Source organism: Desulfocurvus sp. DL1XJH-121 (genome assembly GCF_054819825.1).
In genome coordinates, this window is record NZ_JBTVWW010000005.1 from 136143 (window position 1) to 153819 (window position 17677).

At 68.2% G+C, this 17677-nt stretch carries 16 protein-coding genes; 7 read left to right on the top strand and 9 right to left on the bottom strand.

The genetic code is table 11. From position 1 onward, the window contains the following. Positions 1-23: 23 nt before the first annotated feature. From ACYYG1_RS05505 to ACYYG1_RS05520, 4 genes are all read right to left on the bottom strand, one after another. Entirely contained in the window at positions 24-941 is a 918-nt protein-coding gene (locus ACYYG1_RS05505) for a transporter (protein WP_461209283.1), read from the bottom strand. A 92-nt stretch (positions 942-1033) separates the two neighbouring features. Continuing rightward, entirely contained in the window at positions 1034-2716 is a 1683-nt protein-coding gene (locus tag ACYYG1_RS05510; protein ID WP_461209284.1) for a cytochrome b/b6 domain-containing protein, read from the bottom strand. Between the two features lie 29 nt (positions 2717-2745). Further along, positions 2746-3204 (bottom strand): cytochrome c3 family protein, encoded by a 459-nt coding sequence (locus ACYYG1_RS05515; protein ID WP_461209285.1) that lies wholly within the window; start codon positions 3202-3204, stop codon positions 2746-2748. A gap of 57 nt (positions 3205-3261) precedes the next feature. After that, complete coding sequence (locus ACYYG1_RS05520; protein WP_461209286.1) at positions 3262-4818, bottom strand: flavocytochrome c; 1557 nt, start codon at positions 4816-4818, stop codon at positions 3262-3264. A gap of 207 nt (positions 4819-5025) precedes the next feature. Here ACYYG1_RS05520 and ACYYG1_RS05525 point away from each other — a divergent pair, with 207 nt between their 5' ends. Continuing rightward, entirely contained in the window at positions 5026-6534 is a 1509-nt protein-coding gene (locus ACYYG1_RS05525) for a sigma-54 interaction domain-containing protein (protein WP_461209287.1), read from the top strand. A gap of 12 nt (positions 6535-6546) precedes the next feature. On the opposite strand, the gene ACYYG1_RS05530 is transcribed toward ACYYG1_RS05525, so the two are convergent. Beyond that, positions 6547-7977 carry an aminotransferase-like domain-containing protein gene (locus ACYYG1_RS05530; protein ID WP_461209288.1) on the bottom strand — a complete coding sequence of 477 codons (1431 nt, stop codon included), beginning with the start codon at positions 7975-7977 and terminating at the stop codon, positions 6547-6549. A gap of 121 nt (positions 7978-8098) precedes the next feature. On the opposite strand from ACYYG1_RS05530, the gene ACYYG1_RS05535 reads away from it, so the two are divergent. The 5 genes from ACYYG1_RS05535 to ACYYG1_RS05555 all read left to right on the top strand — a co-directional run bounded on the left by ACYYG1_RS05535 (position 8099) and on the right by ACYYG1_RS05555 (position 11292). Continuing rightward, complete coding sequence (locus tag ACYYG1_RS05535) at positions 8099-8824, top strand: AzlC family ABC transporter permease (protein WP_461209289.1); 726 nt, start codon at positions 8099-8101, stop codon at positions 8822-8824. Further along, on the top strand, positions 8800-9129 hold the full coding sequence (locus ACYYG1_RS05540) for an AzlD domain-containing protein (protein WP_461209290.1): 330 nt from the start codon (positions 8800-8802) through the stop codon (positions 9127-9129). Before ACYYG1_RS05535 ends, ACYYG1_RS05540 begins: the two co-directional genes overlap by 25 nt. Positions 9130-9288: 159 nt before the next feature. Next, on the top strand, positions 9289-10140 hold the full coding sequence (locus ACYYG1_RS05545) for an MBL fold metallo-hydrolase (protein WP_461209291.1): 852 nt from the start codon (positions 9289-9291) through the stop codon (positions 10138-10140). Between the two features lie 98 nt (positions 10141-10238). Further along, positions 10239-10544, top strand: a complete 306-nt coding sequence (locus ACYYG1_RS05550) for a hypothetical protein (protein ID WP_461209292.1) — start codon at positions 10239-10241, stop codon at positions 10542-10544. A 178-nt stretch (positions 10545-10722) separates the two neighbouring features. Next, entirely contained in the window at positions 10723-11292 is a 570-nt protein-coding gene (locus ACYYG1_RS05555; RefSeq protein WP_461209293.1) for a hypothetical protein, read from the top strand. A 220-nt stretch (positions 11293-11512) separates the two neighbouring features. On the opposite strand, the gene mqnE is transcribed toward ACYYG1_RS05555, so the two are convergent. The 4 genes from mqnE to rimO form a co-directional block, all read right to left on the bottom strand. Then, positions 11513-12577: an aminofutalosine synthase MqnE gene (gene mqnE / locus ACYYG1_RS05560; protein WP_461209294.1), complete on the bottom strand. Its 1065-nt coding sequence runs from the start codon at positions 12575-12577 to the stop codon at positions 11513-11515. 82 nt (positions 12578-12659) lie between these two features. After that, complete coding sequence (sppA, locus tag ACYYG1_RS05565; RefSeq protein WP_461209295.1) at positions 12660-13604, bottom strand: signal peptide peptidase SppA; 945 nt, start codon at positions 13602-13604, stop codon at positions 12660-12662. After that, positions 13573-15312, bottom strand: a complete 1740-nt coding sequence (locus ACYYG1_RS05570) for a 30S ribosomal protein S1 (RefSeq protein WP_461209296.1) — start codon at positions 15310-15312, stop codon at positions 13573-13575. Before ACYYG1_RS05570 ends, sppA begins: the two co-directional genes overlap by 32 nt. A 198-nt stretch (positions 15313-15510) precedes the next feature. Next, positions 15511-16812 carry a 30S ribosomal protein S12 methylthiotransferase RimO gene (gene rimO, locus ACYYG1_RS05575; RefSeq protein ID WP_461209297.1) on the bottom strand — a complete coding sequence of 434 codons (1302 nt, stop codon included), beginning with the start codon at positions 16810-16812 and terminating at the stop codon, positions 15511-15513. Between the two features lie 171 nt (positions 16813-16983). Here rimO and ACYYG1_RS05580 point away from each other — a divergent pair, with 171 nt between their 5' ends. Beyond that, complete coding sequence (locus ACYYG1_RS05580; RefSeq protein ID WP_461209316.1) at positions 16984-17595, top strand: XTP/dITP diphosphatase; 612 nt, start codon at positions 16984-16986, stop codon at positions 17593-17595. Positions 17596-17677 lie beyond the last annotated feature (82 nt).

A 17677-nucleotide genomic window follows, 5' to 3' on the forward strand; every position in this document is an offset into this window, starting at 1 on the left:
GGAGGGCTTGAGGAGGCAGGGGGCTAGTCCAACAGTGCCCCGAGTCGGAACGTCTTGGTTATCTTGCATTCCACGCGATAGTCGTCGCTGCCGGCCTTGGTGTTTTCGTACCAGCGGTATACCGGGCTCATGAAGGCCAGGCCCGTGGTCAGGCCCCAGGGCTTGTACTTGAAGTTGACCTTGGGCCCGAGGTAGATCTCCAGGCTGGAGTCGTCGCTGTTTTCCCCGTGGAGCTGGCTGGACCCGGTCCATTCCAGGTTGGATTCCACGCCCAGGTCGAAATAGTCGTTCAGGGCGTAGATGTACTGGCTGTTCCAGCGGAAGCGGTCCCCGTGGGTGTAGTCGTGCGCGCCTTCGAAGAAGGTGGCGTAGTTCAGTTCCGCGTCGAAGCGCGAGGGCCCGAAATTCTTGGACAGGCCGATGCCGCCCATCAGGCCCCAGGCGCCGTTGCCCACGGAGTCCACGCTGTGCTGGTCCACCGTGGCCGTGGGCAGGATCAGGCCGTAGTCCAGGGCGAAGCCCGCGAACGCGCCCTCGCTCTCGCGGGTGAGCACCTGGTGCAGCAGCACCGTGGTGTCGCCGATGCCGCGCCGCCAGGTGTCGTCGTTGCCGGTTCGCTCGATGTCGATGTCGTAGATGGCCGTGGCCGTGCGGATGTCGATGTCGTCGGTGATGCCGTAGCGGGTCTTGCCCACCAGCACGAACTTGTCGAACTTCATGGCGTCGTTCTGTTCGTCGGACCATTTGCGCACGTGGTCGCTCTCCATGTAGCGCAGGTTGGCCACGACGGCGAACAGGCCCTTGGGAAAGCCCATGCCCGCCGGCCCGAAGGTGGCGGTGGTGGCGCTGCCGGGCTTGGGTGTGGCCGCATCCTGGGCCGAGGCGCAGAGCGGGACGGCGAGAAGCGCCAGGATGGCGAGAATGGTGACCAATCGTTTCATTGCGTTCTCTCCCTTTGCGTTGTGATGGCTGTTGCAGTGTTCGGTGGCGTCCTCGCGCCCCGGCCGCGCGCGGCCGGGGCGCGAGGCGGTTTCTAGCGTTTTTCGTCCGGGCCGGAGTCGCGGCCCTTGAGCATGGCCTTGAACAGGCTGAGCGGCGTGCGTCCGGTGGTGCCGAGGTACACGTGCCCCACCAGGAAGACCCCGAAGCCCAGGGCCAGGATGGCGTGCAGGGACGCCACCGTGAGTCTGAGCGGCTCTCCGCCGGACGAGGCCGCGGGCACCAGATCCGGGAAGAACATCAGCGCTCCGGTGGCGATCTGCAGGGGCAGGGCCACGCACAGGGCCACGAGGTAGGCGGCCTGCTGCAGGGGGTTGAGCCGCTGCCCGGGGGCCGCGGAGGGATGGCGGTCGCTGCGGAAGATGCCCCACAGGTAGTACGCGGCCTGGGCGGCCATGCGGCCTCCCGCGTTGCCGCCCCGGGGCAGGTAGTCCCTGATTCCGCCGCCGGCGATCTTGGCCAGCAGCAGCGCGCAGAGCAGGATCCCGGCGACCTTGTGCGCCGTGTGGCTCCAGGCGAAGGGCAAGGCCCAGGCGGCCTGGCCGAAGCGCAGGCTGAAGCCCGTGGCCAGCAGCACGACCACGGCCAGGGCCATGCTCCAGTGCATGAGGCGTGCGCCCCGGCCATACTCCGGAGCGGGTTCGCCGCCGAGGGTGATGCGCCGTCCGCTCATGGCCAGGCGCAGGGCCCCGTGCAGCAGCACGGCCAGGATCGTCGCCAGGAACAGGCCGCCGATCCAGGAGTCCAGGGCCAGGCTGCGCGAGGCGCCCACGAAGAAGCTGTCCGTGAACAGCCCGCCGTTGGCGTAGCGGGGATCCCGGGCAGCGACCGCGCGCACGGGCGGCGTCTCGGGTTTTTTGGCCTGGCCGAGCGCCTTGACCAGATCCGCGTCGTCGAACAGGCCCTTGCCCAGGAAGCTCCCGGCCAGGGAGGCCTGGTTCAGGGGCGTGTGCAGCCGCGCCACAACCAGGGAGTCCTCGCCGTGACAGGAGGCGCAGTCCTTGCGGGCCTTGTCCTTGGACAGCAGGACGTGCATCTCGCGCCCCTGGCCGCTGGTGTGGCATTCCACGCAGCGCACGGCCTGGAAGTGGCGCTCCTTTTCCGGCAGGAAGGCGTGGGAGATGTCCTGCTCCCAGACCTCGCGCTTGGCCAGTTCCTTGAAGCGCGTCAGGCTGGTGTGACAGTCCATGCAGAGCTTGTTGCCCGCCGCGACGTCCCGGGGCGCCGGCATGGTCACGTCCGTCCTGCGCATGGCGTGGGGGTCGTGGCAGTCGGCGCAGGACAGCGCGTCCTTGAGTTTCTCGTAATGGTAGCTGGCCTTGTAGGCCCGTTCCTGCTCCTGGAAGAACTTTCCGTGGCAGGACAGGCAGTCGGGCTGCTCCTGGGCCAGGGTGTGCGGGACCTTGTCGAAGTCCGCCGCGTCCGCGCGGGGCTTGTGGCAGTCCACGCAGGCCAGGCCCGCGTGCACGCTGCGCGAATAGGCGTGCCCGTCCTTGTGCAGGGCCAGGCCCGCGCCCTTGGGCGTGCGCGGGGTGATCTCCGCGTCACCGTGGCAGGACGCGCAGCGCGTGTTCTCCAGCCCCGGCCGGGCCAGGGGGACGCCGTGCGCCGCTGCCGCCTGTTCCGCGCCGGACCCGGCGATGCCGAAGGCCAGTGAGGGCACAAGGAGCAGCGCCACCAGAGCCGAGGTCAGAACCCTCGTGATTGTGTGCTTCATGGTTCTCATCCTTTGCTGGTTTGGCGCGCCTACTCCTTGAAGTTCTTGAACTTGAAGGGGTGGCAGCTGGTGCACAGGGGTTCGGATTTGTCATGCTCCTTGTGGCATCCCGTGCAGGATCCACGCAGTCGGTAGTGCGGGGAGTCGTGGGGGTTGGGATCGTCCTTGCCGATCTTCTTGGCGCTGATCTCCGCCAGCTGTTCGGGCGTGCCGTGGCAGCGGATGCAGGCCGTGTCCGAAGGCGGCTCGCTCGGTGTCTGCGCGCCGTGGCACAGGGTGCAGTCCGTGCCGCCCTGGTGCACCTTGAGGTGGTAGGGCTTGACCGTCTTGCGCCCCGTGCGGGTGTCTATCCAATAGGTGACCTTGTCCGAGAGCGAGGGCTCGTAGGGCTTGGCCGGCGCGTCGCCCTGCGCCCCGCAGGTCACTGCGGCCAGAATCAGGGCGGCGCACAGGCCGCCGGGGATCCCGAGCTTCAAGAGTCGTTTCATTCTCTGCTCCTGCTGAAGAGTCCCGCCGTGCGGGACCGGATTCATGCCGCGCCGGGCCTAGGCCCCGGTTTCCTTGGCGGCGTTGCGGCCCGCGATGCGGCCCATGACCAGGGTCTCGGCGATGGCGCAGCTGCCCAGGCGCGAGGCGCCGTGGGGGCCGCCCGTGCTCTCTCCTGCCGCGTACAGTCCGGGGATGGGGTTCCTGGTCTTCATCTCCAGGACCTGCGCCCTGGTGTTGATGGTCACGCCGCCCTGGCAGAAGTGCACCTTGGGCCAATTGCGGATGGCGAAGAACGGCGGTTTCTCCAGGTAGACCTTGTCGAAGATGGGCTTGTTGAACTGGGTGTCCTTTCCCTTGCGCACCATATCGTTGTAGAGGTCCACCTGCTCTTTGAGGGGCTCGTAGGGGATCCCGTAGTGCGCGGCCAGTTCCTTGATGGACTGGAACTCCTTGATCAGGCCGCTTTTCAGGCCGTTGCGGAACGAGGGGGATTTCTTGGTGCCCTCCAGGACCGTGAAGGACACGGGATACACGGGGTTGTTGTTCTCGTCGCGCAGCTTGAAGATGGCGTCGGCCCTGGTCTTGCGGTCGGCCAGTTCGTTCACGAAGCGCTTGCCCGTGCGGATGTCCACGAGGACGCCGTAGGGGAAGGTGCCCTGCTGCGAGAACTGCGGGGACATGCCGAAGCCGTTCTCGTCGGGCGAGGCCCAGGGCCCGAGCTGGAAGATGTCCAGGTGCAGGGGGGTGGCCCCGATCTCGAGCATGGCCCGCAGGGCCTCGGAGGTGGCGCCCTTCTGGTTGGTGGTCTGGACCTCGGAGGTCAGGCGGCGGTCCTGGAGGCTGCGGAACCAGAGGTCCGCGGAGTAGCCCCCCGTGGTCATGATCACCCCGCGCCTGGCGCGGTAGTAGCGCAGGCTGCCGGACTTCTCGTCCGGGAAGCGGAAGCCCTCGCGCACCAGGACGCCCGTGACGCGTCCGTCCTCCCCGCGCAGGATCTGCTCCAGCCTGCAGCGGTTGCGGTAGGTCACGCCCTCGCGGATGCCGCCGTCGATGAGCTTGGTGACGATGTCGCCGCCCGAGGCGTGGATGGTCTGGAAGGTCCGGGGTACGGAATGCCCGCCGAACTGCAGCAGGATGTCCTTGTACTGCACCCCGTAGCGCTTGGTGAACTCGAAGGTCTCGCTGGTGCCCTGGGCGATGACGTGCAGAAGGTCCACGTGGTTCAGGCCCCGGCCCGCCTTGAGCATGTCCTGGACCATGAGCTCCACGGAGTCCTTGATGCCCTTTTGGGCCTGCATGGGCGAGTTGGCCACGGCGAAGGCCCCGCCGTTGATGGCCGAGTTGCCGCCGTAAAAAGGCATTTTATCGATGACCAGGGTCCGGGCTCCGGCCTTGTTGGCCTCGATGGCCGCCGAGGACCCGGCGAACCCGCTGCCCACCACGATGACGTCGTATTCCCTGTCCCAGGGGATGTCCGTGGCCTGCGCGGCCCCGGTGGGTCCCGCCAGGGCTCCGGCCGCGACGCCGCCCACGGCGGCGGCCGCGACCTTGAGCGCCTTGCGCCGCCCTGCGTCGCAGTGCGGCTGCCGGTCTTGCTGATGTTTGTGCTTCATTCTGCTCCTCTCATGTTGTGGGTTCACGGCATCTGCCGCGAACTCCTTGAGCAGGAAGCGTTCCAGTATGTAAAATGTGTTAATTCAGTGTATTGAGTTGCGTTCGTGTGCCGGATTGCGAGATCTCGCAATTGCGTCACGAAAGGATTGCGAATAATGAAAAACAAACAGCCCGCGGAAGGGGCGCCGCGGGTACGGGAGGAGGCCATGCACAACGAGGACAAGCTGTTCAAGCAGGTGACCAAGGAATTGTGCGGAACGTTCGACCTGACCAGGGGCCTGGCCCAGGCGTACCGGGTGCTCGGCGAGAACATCCCCTCGGAGGGGATATTCATCGGAAAGCACATACCCGAGCGCAAGAGCGTGCACTATCTGGCCCGCGCCGTGGCCTCGGGGGGCAGCAGCCTGTCCGTGGAGCTGCCCATCGACGACGCCCTCCACGACTACCTGCTTTCCCCCATGCGGCCCGTGGTGGCCATGTTCCGGCCCGCCAGCGATTTCACCTCCCTGGAGCGGGCCTGCGAGCCCATCTCCGGGCCCGGGCGTCAGCTGATGATGCTGCGCATGCGCATGGACGAGACCGCCCTGGGCGTGGCCGTGCTCTTCGCCAACAGCAGCCGCGGATTCAGCGTGGACCAGGCCGCCCTCATGGGCCAGCTGCACGAGCCCTTCGCCATGGCCTCGGCCCTGGCCCTGCAGAAGCGCTCAATGCTCTCCGGGGACTGGGGTTCGGGCGACGACCTCGCGACCGTGCGGGAGGCCGGGATCGTGGGCTGCGACAAGGGGTTGCGCAGGGTCATGGAACAAGTGCACCGCGTGGCCGCCCACGAGACCACCGTGCTGCTCCTGGGAGAGACCGGGGTGGGCAAGGAACTGGTGGCCCGGGCCATCCACGAGATGTCCGGGCGGCGCGGGCCGTTTCTGGCCGTGAACTGCGGGGCGTTTTCCGAGTCCCTCATGGAGAGCGAGCTCTTCGGGCACGAGAAGGGCGCTTTCACCGGCGCGACCTCGGCCCGGGAGGGCTGTTTCGAGGCCGCCGAGGGCGGCACCCTGTTCCTGGACGAGGTGGGGGAGCTGTCCGCCGGGGCCCAGATACGCCTGCTGCGCGTGCTGCAGGAGCGCACTGTCACGCGGGTGGGGGGCTACAAGGTCAGGAAGGTGGACGCGCGGGTGGTGGCGGCCACCAACCGCGACCTGCCCCGGGCCGTGGCCGAGGGCACGTTCCGAGAGGACCTCTGGTACAGGCTGAGCTCGTTCCCCATCGCCATCCCGCCCCTGCGCGAACGGCGCGAGGACATCCCCGACCTGGTGCGGCGGCGCATCGCCGAGACATCCATGGGCCTGGGCATCGGCGTTCCTCCGGCCGTGTCCGGCGCGGACATGGCCCGGCTCATGGCCCATGCCTGGCGGGGCAACGTGCGCGAACTCTGGAACTGCGTGGAGCGGGCCATGATCGCCTGGGACGGGGGGGAGCTGCGCTTCTTCCTGGAGGAGCCCGCGTGGCGCATGGAGCACTGTATGTACGCCCAGGACGAGGATTCGTCCGAGGTCCTGGAGGACGCCGTGCGGTCCTGCATCATTCGGGCCCTGGCCGAGTCCCAGGGCAAGATCCACGGCCCGGGCGGCGCGGCCGAGCGCCTGGGCGTCAACCCCAGCACACTGCGCAGCAGGCTGAAGAAGCTGGGCATCCCCTTCGGCCGCGCGGCGCGGGGCTGATCCGGTCCCGCCCTAGCGGGCCATGTCCGAGGCCAGGGCGCCCAGGGTGCGCACGGCCCGCTCCATGGTCTGGTCCCAGACGCCGCCAAGGGACAGGCGCACGAAGCCAGCGAACCTGTCGCGGGTGGTGAAGATGCTGCCCGGGGCCACGCCGATGCCGCGCTCCCGGGCCTGGTAGAAGAATTCCACCCCGTCCACCCCGCCGGACAGCTCCAGCCAGAGCACGGCCCCGCCCTCGGGATGCGTGGCCCGCGTGCCCTCGGGAAAGTGCAGGCCCACGTGGTGCAGCATCACGTCGCGCTGGGCGCGCACGGCCCGGCGCAGCTTCTTCAGATGCTTGTCGTACAATCCCCGGCGCAGGTATTCGGCCACGGCCATCTGGGTCGGGCTGGCCGTGCAGACATTGGTGGTGGCCTTGATCTCCAGGGCCTTGTCGCGGAACGCCCCCGGCACCATCCAGCCCACGCGGTAGCCCGGGGCGATGGTCTTGGAGAAGGACGAGCAGAGGATCACCCCGCCCGTGCGGTCGTGGGCCTTGAAGGTCCCGGGCCGCTTCTCGCCGAAGTGCAGGTCCCCGTAGACGTCGTCCTCCACCAGGGGCACGCCCGCCGCCGCCAGGAGCCCCGCGATCTCGGCCTTGGCCGGGTCCGGGGTCAGGCTGCCGTCGGGGTTGTTGAAGTTGGGCGAGAAGATGGAGGCCCGGATGTCGAACTTGTGCAGGGCGTCGGCCACGTCGGCGGGGTCGATGCCGCGCCCCGGGTGCGAGGGGATCTCGATGGCCCGCAGGCCCAGGGTCTCCATGAGCTGCAGGAAGCAGTAGTAGGTGGGCGACTGGATGAGCACCGCGTCCCCGGGCCTGGTGGTGGCGCGCAGGGCGATGTATAAGGCTTCCAGGGCCCCGGAGGTGACGACGACCTCCGAGGGGCCGAATTCCGCGCCGTGGTCCAGGGCGCGCAGGGCTATCTGCCTGCGCAGCTCCGGGCTGCCGGGGATGGACTCGTATTCCAGGCCCCGGGCCGGGGCCTCGCGCAGCACCGAGGCCATGATCCGGGCCAGGGCCTTGCCGGGCAAGAGGTCCCGGGTGGGGCAGATCACGCCCAGGGGCACCAGGTCCGGGTTGCCCACGGACTCCAGCACCGTGCCGATGAGCCCGCCCCGGCTCACGGCGCGCGGCGGATGGGCCCGGCCCGCGTCCACGGTGGGCGCGGCCAGCCTGCGCGGCTCGCGCACGTAGAACCCGGAGCGCTGGCGCGAGCGGATCAGGCCCGAGCGCTCCAGCTCCACGTAAGCCTGGCTCACCGTGGAGATGCTCACGGACAGCCGCGCGGCCAGGGCGCGCAGGGACGGCAGCCTGTCCCCGGGCATCAGCCCGCCGCTCTCCACGAGCCCCCGGATGTGCTCTTCCACGGCCTGGTAGCGGAACCGTCCCGACAAGCGCTGCATGGCGGATTCTCCAAGCTGTTATGATCGTTTTTTCCAAAAACTGTGACTGTACTGGTAGCAGATTATGTGGTCCAAGCAAAGGCACGACGACACGGCCCCGGCGGGGCCTTTGGGAGGAACCATGAACACCCTTGCGGCGAGCGCCAGCGGCGCCAGAAGAGCCGGCGTCCTGGCCTCGGCCCTGCGCCAGACCCTGCCCATCATCCTGGGCTACCTGCCCGTGGGCTTCGCCTACGGCGTGCTGGCCATGAAGAACGGATTCTCGCCGGTCACGGCGGTGCTGATGTCCGTGCTCGTGTTCGCGGGCTCGGCCCAGCTCATCGCAGTGGGCCTGGTGGGCGCCGGGGCCCCGCCCCTGTCCGTGGTGGCCACCACCTTCGTGGTCAACCTGCGCCACCTGCTCATGGCCGCGGCCTTGGCCCCGCACCTGCGCACCTGGGGCAAGGGCGCGCTGTCCTGGTTCGGGTTCCAGCTCACGGACGAGACCTTCGCCGTGCATAGCGTGCGGTTTTCCCGGGGCGACACGGACCGGGCCGAGGGCCTTTGCATCAACGCCCTGGCGCAGTTCTCCTGGGTGGCGGGCTCCTGGCTGGGCGTGGTGGCGGGCGGCGCGGTGCATGACGTGCGGCCCTGGGGCCTGGACTACGCCCTGCCCGCCATGTTCGTGGCCCTGGTGGTGGCCCAGGTGAAGAACGGGCTGCACGTGCTGGTGGGGCTTGTGGCCGCGGGCCTGTCCCTGGCGCTCTTCGCCGCCGGCGTGGAGCAGTGGAACGTGATTCTGGCCACCCTGGGCGCGGCCGCCCTGGGTACGGGGATAGTGACATGGACCAACAGACGATCTTCCTGACCATCCTGGGCATGGCCCTGGTGACCTATGTGCCGCGCGCCCTGCCCCTGGTGGCCCTGGCCTCGCGCAGCCTGCCCGACGTGGTGGCGCGGTTCCTGGGCTTCGTGCCCACGGCGGTCCTGGCCGCGCTCCTGGCCCCCTGCGTGCTGGTGCGCGACGGGGCCCTGGACGCGTCCCTGTCCAACGTCTTCCTGCTGGCCGCCGTGCCCACCTTCGCCGTGGCCATCGCCGCGCGCAGCTTTTTCGGCGCCGTGGCCGTGGGCATGGCTTCGGTGGCCGCCGGGCGCTGGTTCCTGGGCCTGTAGATATTTCCAGCCCGCGCCGCGCGCGCCGTTCCGGCCATGGGGCCGGGGCGGCGCGTGCTTGCTATCCGGGCCGGGAGGGGACGGGCAATCCCCAGCGCGGCGCAAGGGTTCTGGACATCGGGCCCGGGCGCGTCCATGGTGGGGGCAAGGAGGATTTCCATGAAGGCTACCGTACTCGTTGACAATACTCCCTCGGCCGACGGCCTGCTCGGGGCCGAGCCCGGGCTGTCCATACTCGTGGAGCACGGGGGCGCGCGCGTGCTCCTGGACTGCGGCTACACCGATCTGTTCCTGAAGAACGCCGGGCGACTGGGGCTGGAACTGCTCGATCTCGACTGGGTGGTCCTGTCCCACGGCCACTGGGACCACACCTGGGGCCTGATGGACCTGGCGCGCCTGTATTTCCAGGCCCAGTTGGACGAACGGCCCGTCAAGCGGCCCATGCTTCTCGCGCATCCGGGGGCCTTCGTCTCCCGCCACCGCGACGGCCTGCCCGAGATAGGCTCTCTGCTGACCAGGGACAAGATCACGCGCCATTTCCCGGTGCGCGAACAGGCCGGGCCCCTGGAGATAGCCCCGGGCCTGTTCTGGCTGGGGGAGATTCCCCGGCGTTTCGATTTCGAGGGCCACTGGCCCGGGAGCCGGATGATGCTCGACGAGCATGGCCGGGAGGCGGAGGACACCCTGCCCGACGACAGCGCCCTGGCCTGCGTGGTGCAGGGCGGGCTGGTCATCGTCGCGGGCTGTTCCCATTCCGGGGTCTGCAACATCGTGGAATACGCCAGGGAGGTCACGGGCGTTCAGCGCGTGCTGGACGTCCTGGGCGGCCTGCACCTGGCCTGGTCCGACGACGCCTGCGTGGACGCCACGGCCGCGCAGCTCGCCACGTACGACCTCGCGGCGCTGCACGCCTGCCATTGCACGGGTCCGGCCGCGTGCGCGCGCTTGGCGCGGGCCTGCCCGCAGCGGGGCACCGGGGCGGGCACGGTCATAGAGTACGTCGATGCCTAGCCCGGCTCATGGACAATGACATACGAGTGGTTATGGTGTAGTCGGTAGGCATCAAGCAGAACCCGACACCGGCGTCCCTGGGGCGCAAGGAGTTCATCATGTGCAAGAATTGCGGCTGCGGCCCCAAGAAGCCCAGCAAGTACCAGCAGTTCATCATGGACCATGAGCACAGCCATGAGCATGGGCACGACCACGACCATGAGCATGCCCACGTGCATACGCACAGCCACGAGCATTCCCACGGCGGCGAGGTGCACGCCCACGCCCACGACCACGAGCACACCCACGACCATCATCACGGGCACTCCCACGAGTCCCACGCGCATCACAGCCACGACCATTCCCACGACCAGGATCCCGGCCACGCCCACGAGGGCGGCGATTCCCACGATCATACGCACTAGCTTTCGATTTCGCGGGTGCCGCCGTCAGGCGGCCCCCCGCTGTTTTCGCCAGCCTCGCCCCCGGTCCTGCGGGGGCGTTTCTTCCGCTTAATGAATGGTTTTTGCATGCATTCCGGGCGTGGGAAATAACTGCCCGGAGGTTCGCATGCGATTGGATGGGTTGTCTTCGCAGGATGTCATGCAGTCGTTCAGCCCGGCGCGCGTGCCGCGCGGCGCCGCCCCGCAGGCCGCGGACGAGGACCGCGAGGCCGAGTTGCCGGTCCTGGACGCCGATCTGCGCGCCGCCCAGGAGGCTTTGGCCAAGGAGGATGCCCAGGCCGACGAGGCCGAGCTGGAAAGGCAGGCGCGGCTGCAGGTGGTGCGCGACTACATCGAGACCTGCGGCGCGCCCGAGGAAAAGGACCAGACCTGGGTGGTCGAGACGTTCTGGAAGCGGCTGCAGGAACAGGAGGACGACACGCGCGGCCAGGGCCTGCCGGGCAACGCGCTGAACACCTGGGCCGACGTGATCCAGGACCCCGAGGACCAGGGCGAGGTGCACGTCTACACCGTGAAGACCGACGCCGAGGGCAAGGGCAGGATCACGCGCCACGTGAAGTTCGACTCCGGGGACGGCGAGGACCGCTCCCAGCTCACCCCCGAGCGGGCCAAAGCGGCCAAGGCCTATGCCCGGCAGAGCGCAAGCGCTGAGACCGGCCAGGAAAAGCCCGCCCACAAAAAGGACGGCCGCCACGACGACGAGGCCTAGCCGGAGACCTTCGTCAGCACCAAAATTATCAACGCCCCCCGGCTAACCGGGGGGCGTTTTTTTTTGGGAAAGAGTCGGGCGGCTGTCCTCCAGGGGAGGGCAGTGCCGCAGCCCGTTCAAAAAGCGTGAGATGCGAGGCGCAAGAAAAAGACAAGACCGACGCGTATCCCAATACGCGAGGTTTTGTCTTTTTCGCAGCAACGAAGCAGATTGCGGTTTTTCAACGGGCTGCGATTTCGTTGAAGAAGGTGTCCCGCTCGATGGGGGTGAACCCCGCCTGCTCGATGGTCTCGCGCAGCCGGGCCACGGTCATGCCCTTGGGGCTGGACGCGCCGGCGGCGTGGCCCACCTTTTCCTCCACCAGGGTGCCGTCGAAATCGTCGGCCCCGGCGGACAGGGCCAGCTGGGCGGGCTTGACGCCCGAGAACGCCCAATAGGCCTTCAAATGGTCCACGTTGTCCATGAACAGGCGCGACAGGGCGATCATGCGCAGGTAGTCCGCACCGTCCGTGCCCTCGGCCTCCAGGGGGTTGTTGCCCGGCTGGTATTGCAGGGGGATGAAGACCAGGAAGCCGCCGGTCCTGTCCTGGAGGTCCCTGAGGGCGGCCATGTGCTCCAGGCGCTGGCGCCAGTTCTCGATGTGCCCGAAGAGCAGGGTGCAGTTGGTGCGGATGCCCAGGGAATGGGCCAGCTCGTGGATGGCCAGCCAGCGCTCGCCCGAGAGCTTCTCGGGGCAGAGGCGCTTGCGCAGCTCGGGATCGAAGACCTCGGCCCCGCCGCCGGGCATGGCGTTAAGCCCGGCCTCGCGCATGTCCGTGAGCACCTGTTCGAGGCTCCTGCCGTAGGCCCTGGAGAGGTGGTCCACCTCCACGGCGGTGAAGGCCTTGATCACGGCGTCGGGCCGCTCGGCGCGCACGCCCTCCAACAGCTCCAGGTAGTACTCGTAGGGCAGGTTCGGGTTCAGGCCGCCCACGATGTGGATTTCGCGGATGGGCTCGTGGGCGCGTTCGCGCACCATGGCCCGGGCCTGTTCCGGGCTGTGGACGTAGCCGGTGGGATCGTCCAGGCGCTTGGAAAAGGCGCAGAAACGGCAGGCGTTGGCGCAGAGGTTGGTGAAATTCAGGTGCTGGTTGTAGACGTAGAAGGCCTTGCGCCCGAAGCGGGCCTCGCGCGCGGCCAGGGCCAGTTCGCCCAGGGTGTGCAGGTCCGCGTTCTCGGCCAGGTCCAGGGCCTGGTCCACGTCGATGCGCCCGCCGTGGCGCAGGATGTCGATGGTCTCGTTCATGGGGGCTCCGTGCGGTTGTTCGCAGGCACGATACGGCCCCGCCGCGCGGGAGTAAAGCCTCAAGGCGGGGGCGGGAGGGGAGCTAGCGGATCACGGCCCCGGCGCCGGACAGGTCCGCCCCGGGAAGGTCCGCCCCGGGAAGGTCTGTGTGGATGTTCAGTTGCAGTTCGCCCAGGATTTCGCGCAGCCAGGGCTTCTTTTCCGCTGGCCCGGACACGGCCGGGATCTTGGCCTTGGGGTCCAGCTTGCAGAGCTTCTTGAGCTCGGCCACGGCCAGGTCCATGCCGCCCAGCTCGTCCACCAGCCCGGCCTTGAGCGCCTGATTGCCCGTGAGCGCCCGGCCATCGGCGATGGGCCTGAGGGCCTCCACGTCCATTTCCCGGGCAACGGCCACGTCGGCCAGGAACTGCTCGTGGATGTCCTTGATGAGCCCCATGAGATAGGCGCGGTCCTCGGCGGTCATGGCCCTGAAGGGCGAGCCGGCGTCCTTCAGCTTGCCGCTGGTCAGGGTCAGGCGCTGGATGCCCAGCTTTTCCAGGAGCCCCTCCACGTTGGCGGACTGCATGATCACGCCGATGGAGCCGGTGAGCGTCGAGGGGTTGGCCACGATGAGGTCCGCCGGGCAACTGACGTAATAGCCGCCGGAGGCGGCCACGCTGCCCATGGAGACCACCACGGGCTTCACGGCCTGCAGGCCCAGGACCGCGTTGTAGATCTCCTGGGACGGGGCCACGGCGCCGCCCGGGCAGTTGACGCGCAACAGCACGCCCTTCACGGACGCGTCGTCGCGCAGCTTGGCGATCCAGGAGGTGATCTTCTCGGAGCCCGAGATCACGCCCTCGATGCGCACGATGCCCAGCTTGTCCTTGCCCATGGCCAGGCCGTCGGACCCGCCCAGCCAAACACGAACGGCGGCCACGGTCCCCCCGAGGAGGACCATGGCCGCCAGAATGAGCATAAAGCCGAACAGGAACGGATGGTTCCTGCTGAAGCTTTTATTCTTCGTCTTCGGACTGCTGCTGGGCATCGAGATTCGCCCTGAGCAGGTCGCCCAGGTTGGTGCTCGCGCCTTCGCTGGAAGCGCCGCGGAACTCCTTGGGAGCCCTGCGATCCTCTTCCACCTTCAGCTGCTTGATGGACAGGCCGAGCCGGCGCTCGTCCGCGCTGACGTGGATGACCTTGGCCTGGATTTCCACGCCTTCCTTGTACAGCTCGGAGGGGGTCTTGATCTTCTTGCGGGAGATCTCGGACACGTGGACCAGACCCTCGATGCCTTCCTCCACCTCGACGAACAGGCCGAAGTCGGTGATGTTGGTCACCAGACCGTTGACCAGGGTGCCGACGGGGTAGCGGGACGGGACCTGGAGCCAGGGGTCCTCGTTGAGCTGCTTGATGCCCAGCGTGAACTTCTCGGCTTCCTTGTCCACGGTGAGGACCTTGGCCTGGACGGTGTCGCCCTGGTTGTAGACCTCGTTGGGATGGCGGATCTTCTTGGTCCAGGAGATGTCGGAGACGTGGATCAGGCCGTCGATGCCGTCCTCGATGCCGATGAACATGCCGAACTCGGTGATGTTCTTGATGGTGCCCTCGAGGATGGTGCCCTCGGGGTACTTCTCGGCCACGAGATCCCACGGGTTGGGGCTGACCTGCTTCATGCCCAGGGAGATGCGCTTCTTGTCGGGGTCGACGCCGAGGATGACCACCTCGACCTCGTCGCCCGCGTGCACCATCTGGGAGGGGTGGCGCAGCTTGCGGGTCCAGGACATCTCGGAGATGTGCACCAAGCCCTCGACGCCTTCCTCAAGCTCCACGAACGCGCCGTAGTCCACCAGGTTGGTGATCTTGCCGGTGTAGCGGGCGCCTTCGGGGTATTTCTGCTCGATCTCTTCCCAGGGGTCGGACTTGAGCTGCTTGAGGCCCAGGGAGACCTTCTGGTTGTCCTTGTCGAAGTTCAGGACCTTGAGCTCCAGCTCGTCGCCCAGCTGCACCATTTCCTTGGGATGCTTGATGCGCTTCCAGGACATGTCGGTGATGTGCAGCAGGCCGTCCAGGCCGCCGAGGTCCACGAACACGCCGTACTCGGTGATGTTCTTGGCCTTGCCGGTGATGACCTGGCCCTCTTCGAGGGTGGAGAGCAGCTCGTCGCGCTTCTCGGCGCGCTCTTCCTCGAGAAGCACGCGGCGGGAGACGATGACGTTGGAGCGACGGCGGTTGATCTTCAGGACCCGGAACTCGAACTCCTGGTCGACCAGCGCGTCCATATCGGGAACGGGCCGCAGGTCCACGTGGGAGCCGGGCAGGAAGGCTTCGACCCCGCCCAGGTCCACGGTGTAGCCGCCCTTGATGCGGCGGATGATGCGGCCCTTGGTGACGGCGTTTTCTTCCTGGATGGATTCGATCTCGTCGAAGAGCTTCATCCGCTTGGCGCGTTCGCGCGAAAGGATGATGGTGCCCTCGGACTCGTTCTTGCGGACGACGTAGACGTCGACCTTGTCGCCTTCCTTGACGTCCAGCCCGCCCTCGGGGGTGCGGAATTCACCCACGGGAATCTGGCCTTCGGACTTGAAGTTGACGTCCACGAGGACATGGTCCTCGCCGATTCGAACGACTTCGCCTTCGACGATGCTGCCCTCGCCCAGGTCGCCGCAATCGGCGATGGGCAGGTACTGCTCAAGAGCATCCTCGAAGTTCATGCCGTCCATCATGAAATTTTCCTGTTCCATAGTTTCTACCATTGATTAACCTCCAACAACGATAATCCGGGCTCTCTACCAAACCCGGCCCCGCCTTGCAAGCCTTAAAAATAGGCTCAGTGCGCGCATTGCGAGGGCTTTGCGCCGTCCCGGGACGGGCCGCGGCGCGCGGGCCCTCGCCGCCTGGGGCGGAAGCCGGGGAATGCTTATGGATTTTTGCCTTGCGCGGCGCGGCGCGCGTCAGGCCAGGGCCACGAGGTCGTAGGTCTGGGCCTCGTGGATTGTTGCCGTGACCAGGGCCCCGGGCTCGACCCCCGGGCCGGACACGTAGGTCAGGCCGTCGGCCTCCGGGGCCTGGAACCAGGTGCGGCCCACGTGCAGGCCCGGCCACTCGTCGTGGGGCGCGTCCACCAGCACCTCCATGTCCCGGCCCTCGAAATCCGCCAGGAGCGAGGCGCTGATGTCCGCCTGGATGGCCATGAGCTCCTGGCGGCGGTCTTCGATGACATGGGCGGGCACCTTGCCGGGCAGGGTGTGGGAGCGGGTGCCTTCCTCGTCGCAGTAGCCGAAGACCCCCAGGTGCATGAAGCGCGTCCGGCGCACGAAGTCCGTGAGCATCCGGAAGTGCTCGTCGGTCTCCCCGGGATAGCCCACGATGATGCTGGTGCGCAGGGCCGCCTCGGGGAAGCGCTCGCGGATGCGGTCCACCACGCGGCGCGGGTCGCGGGCGAAGGGGCGGCCCATGCTGGAGAGGATGTCCGGGTGCGCGTGCTGCACGGGCACGTCGAAATAGGGCAGAAGGGGCCGCCCGGCCGCGCGCATCCAGTCCAGCAGCTTAGGCGTCAGCCCGGCGGGGTAGAGATACATGGGCCTGAGCCAGGCCAGGCCGGGCAGGGGCAGGAGCCTGTCCAGGAGCCGGGGCAGGGCCTCGGCGTCCCCCAGGTCGTTGCCGTAGGACGTGAGGTCCTGGGCCACCAGCACCAGCTCGCGCACGCCCTGGTCCAGCAGCAGCCCGGCCTCCTCCACGATGAGGTCCGCCGGGCGGCTTTTGAGCGGCCCGCGCAGGGAGGGGATGACGCAGAAGGAGCAGGCGTGGTCGCAGCCCTCGGCCAGCTTGAGATAGGCGTAGGACGGCCCCGTGGACAGGGCGCGCAGGGCCGGGGCCGGACGCGCGGGCTCGCGGCCCAGGGCGCGGGCGGCCAGCTCGCCGAAGCGCCCGCTCTCCAGGGCCGGGAGCCAGATGTCCACCTCCGGGATTTCCGCTTTCAGCTCCTCGGCGTGGCGGCTGACCAGGCAGCCCGTCACGGCCACCACGGGCCGGGGCTCCACGTCCTCCACGGCCTGGACCACGTCCATGATGGCGGACACGGATTCCTCCACGGCCGGGGCGATGAACCCGCAGGTGTTCACCAGCACCAGGTCGGCCTCCTCGGGCGCGTCGCAGGGCTCCATGTCCGGCCCCAGGCAGGCCAGCATGCGTTCGGTGTCCACCCGGTTCTTGGGGCAGCCCAGGCTGATGGTGTGTACGCGCAGCGGGTTCATGGTCGGTCCTCCAGGCGGCCGGAACTACGTCAGTCCCCCGGCCTTGGCAAGGGATATCCTGTCCGGCCCCCGGCGTCGAGGGCCGCGCGGGCTGGACGCGGCGGCCGGGGCCGGGTAAGACTTGCCCGGTCCCGGGAGGGGCCTGGATACGACGAACCACACGGAGGAATGATGGGCGCGGTTGTGCTGGCCACGAGGAACAAGGGCAAGATCGCGGAGCTTTCCGCCCTGCTCGAAGGGCGGGGCCTGGAGGTCCGGGGCCTGGACGATTTCCCGCAGATCGGGGAGATCGAGGAGACGGGCGAGACCTTCGAGGAGAACGCGCTGCTCAAGGCCCGGGCCGTGATGGAGGCCACGGGGCTCGTCGCCGTGGCCGACGATTCCGGCCTGGAGGTGGACGCCCTGGGCGGCGCGCCCGGGGTCTATTCCGCCCGCTACGGCGGCCCGGACCACGACGACGCCAAGAACAACGCCAAGCTGCTCGACGCGCTCAGGGACGTCCCCGATGCGCAGCGCACGGCGCGGTTCCGCTGCGTGATGGCGGCCCTGGCCCCGGGCGGCGAGACCCTTTCGGCCTCGGGGGCCTGGGAGGGGAGCATCGCCCGCGCGCCCAAGGGCGACAACGGCTTCGGCTACGATCCCCTGTTCGTCGATTCCCTGTCGGGCCGCCGTTCCGCCGAGCTCACGCGCGAGGAAAAGAACGCCCGCAGCCACCGGGGCAAGGCCCTGCGCGTCCTGCTGGAGGGCTTCCCCGGGTTCCTGGCCCGGGCCGGCCTTGAGTAGGCGCGGGGTTCTGGAGTATCCTCGGGCCTTCGCGCGGCGGGCGACCGCCCCGCAAGCACAACACCTAGCCATTTCGAGGTCT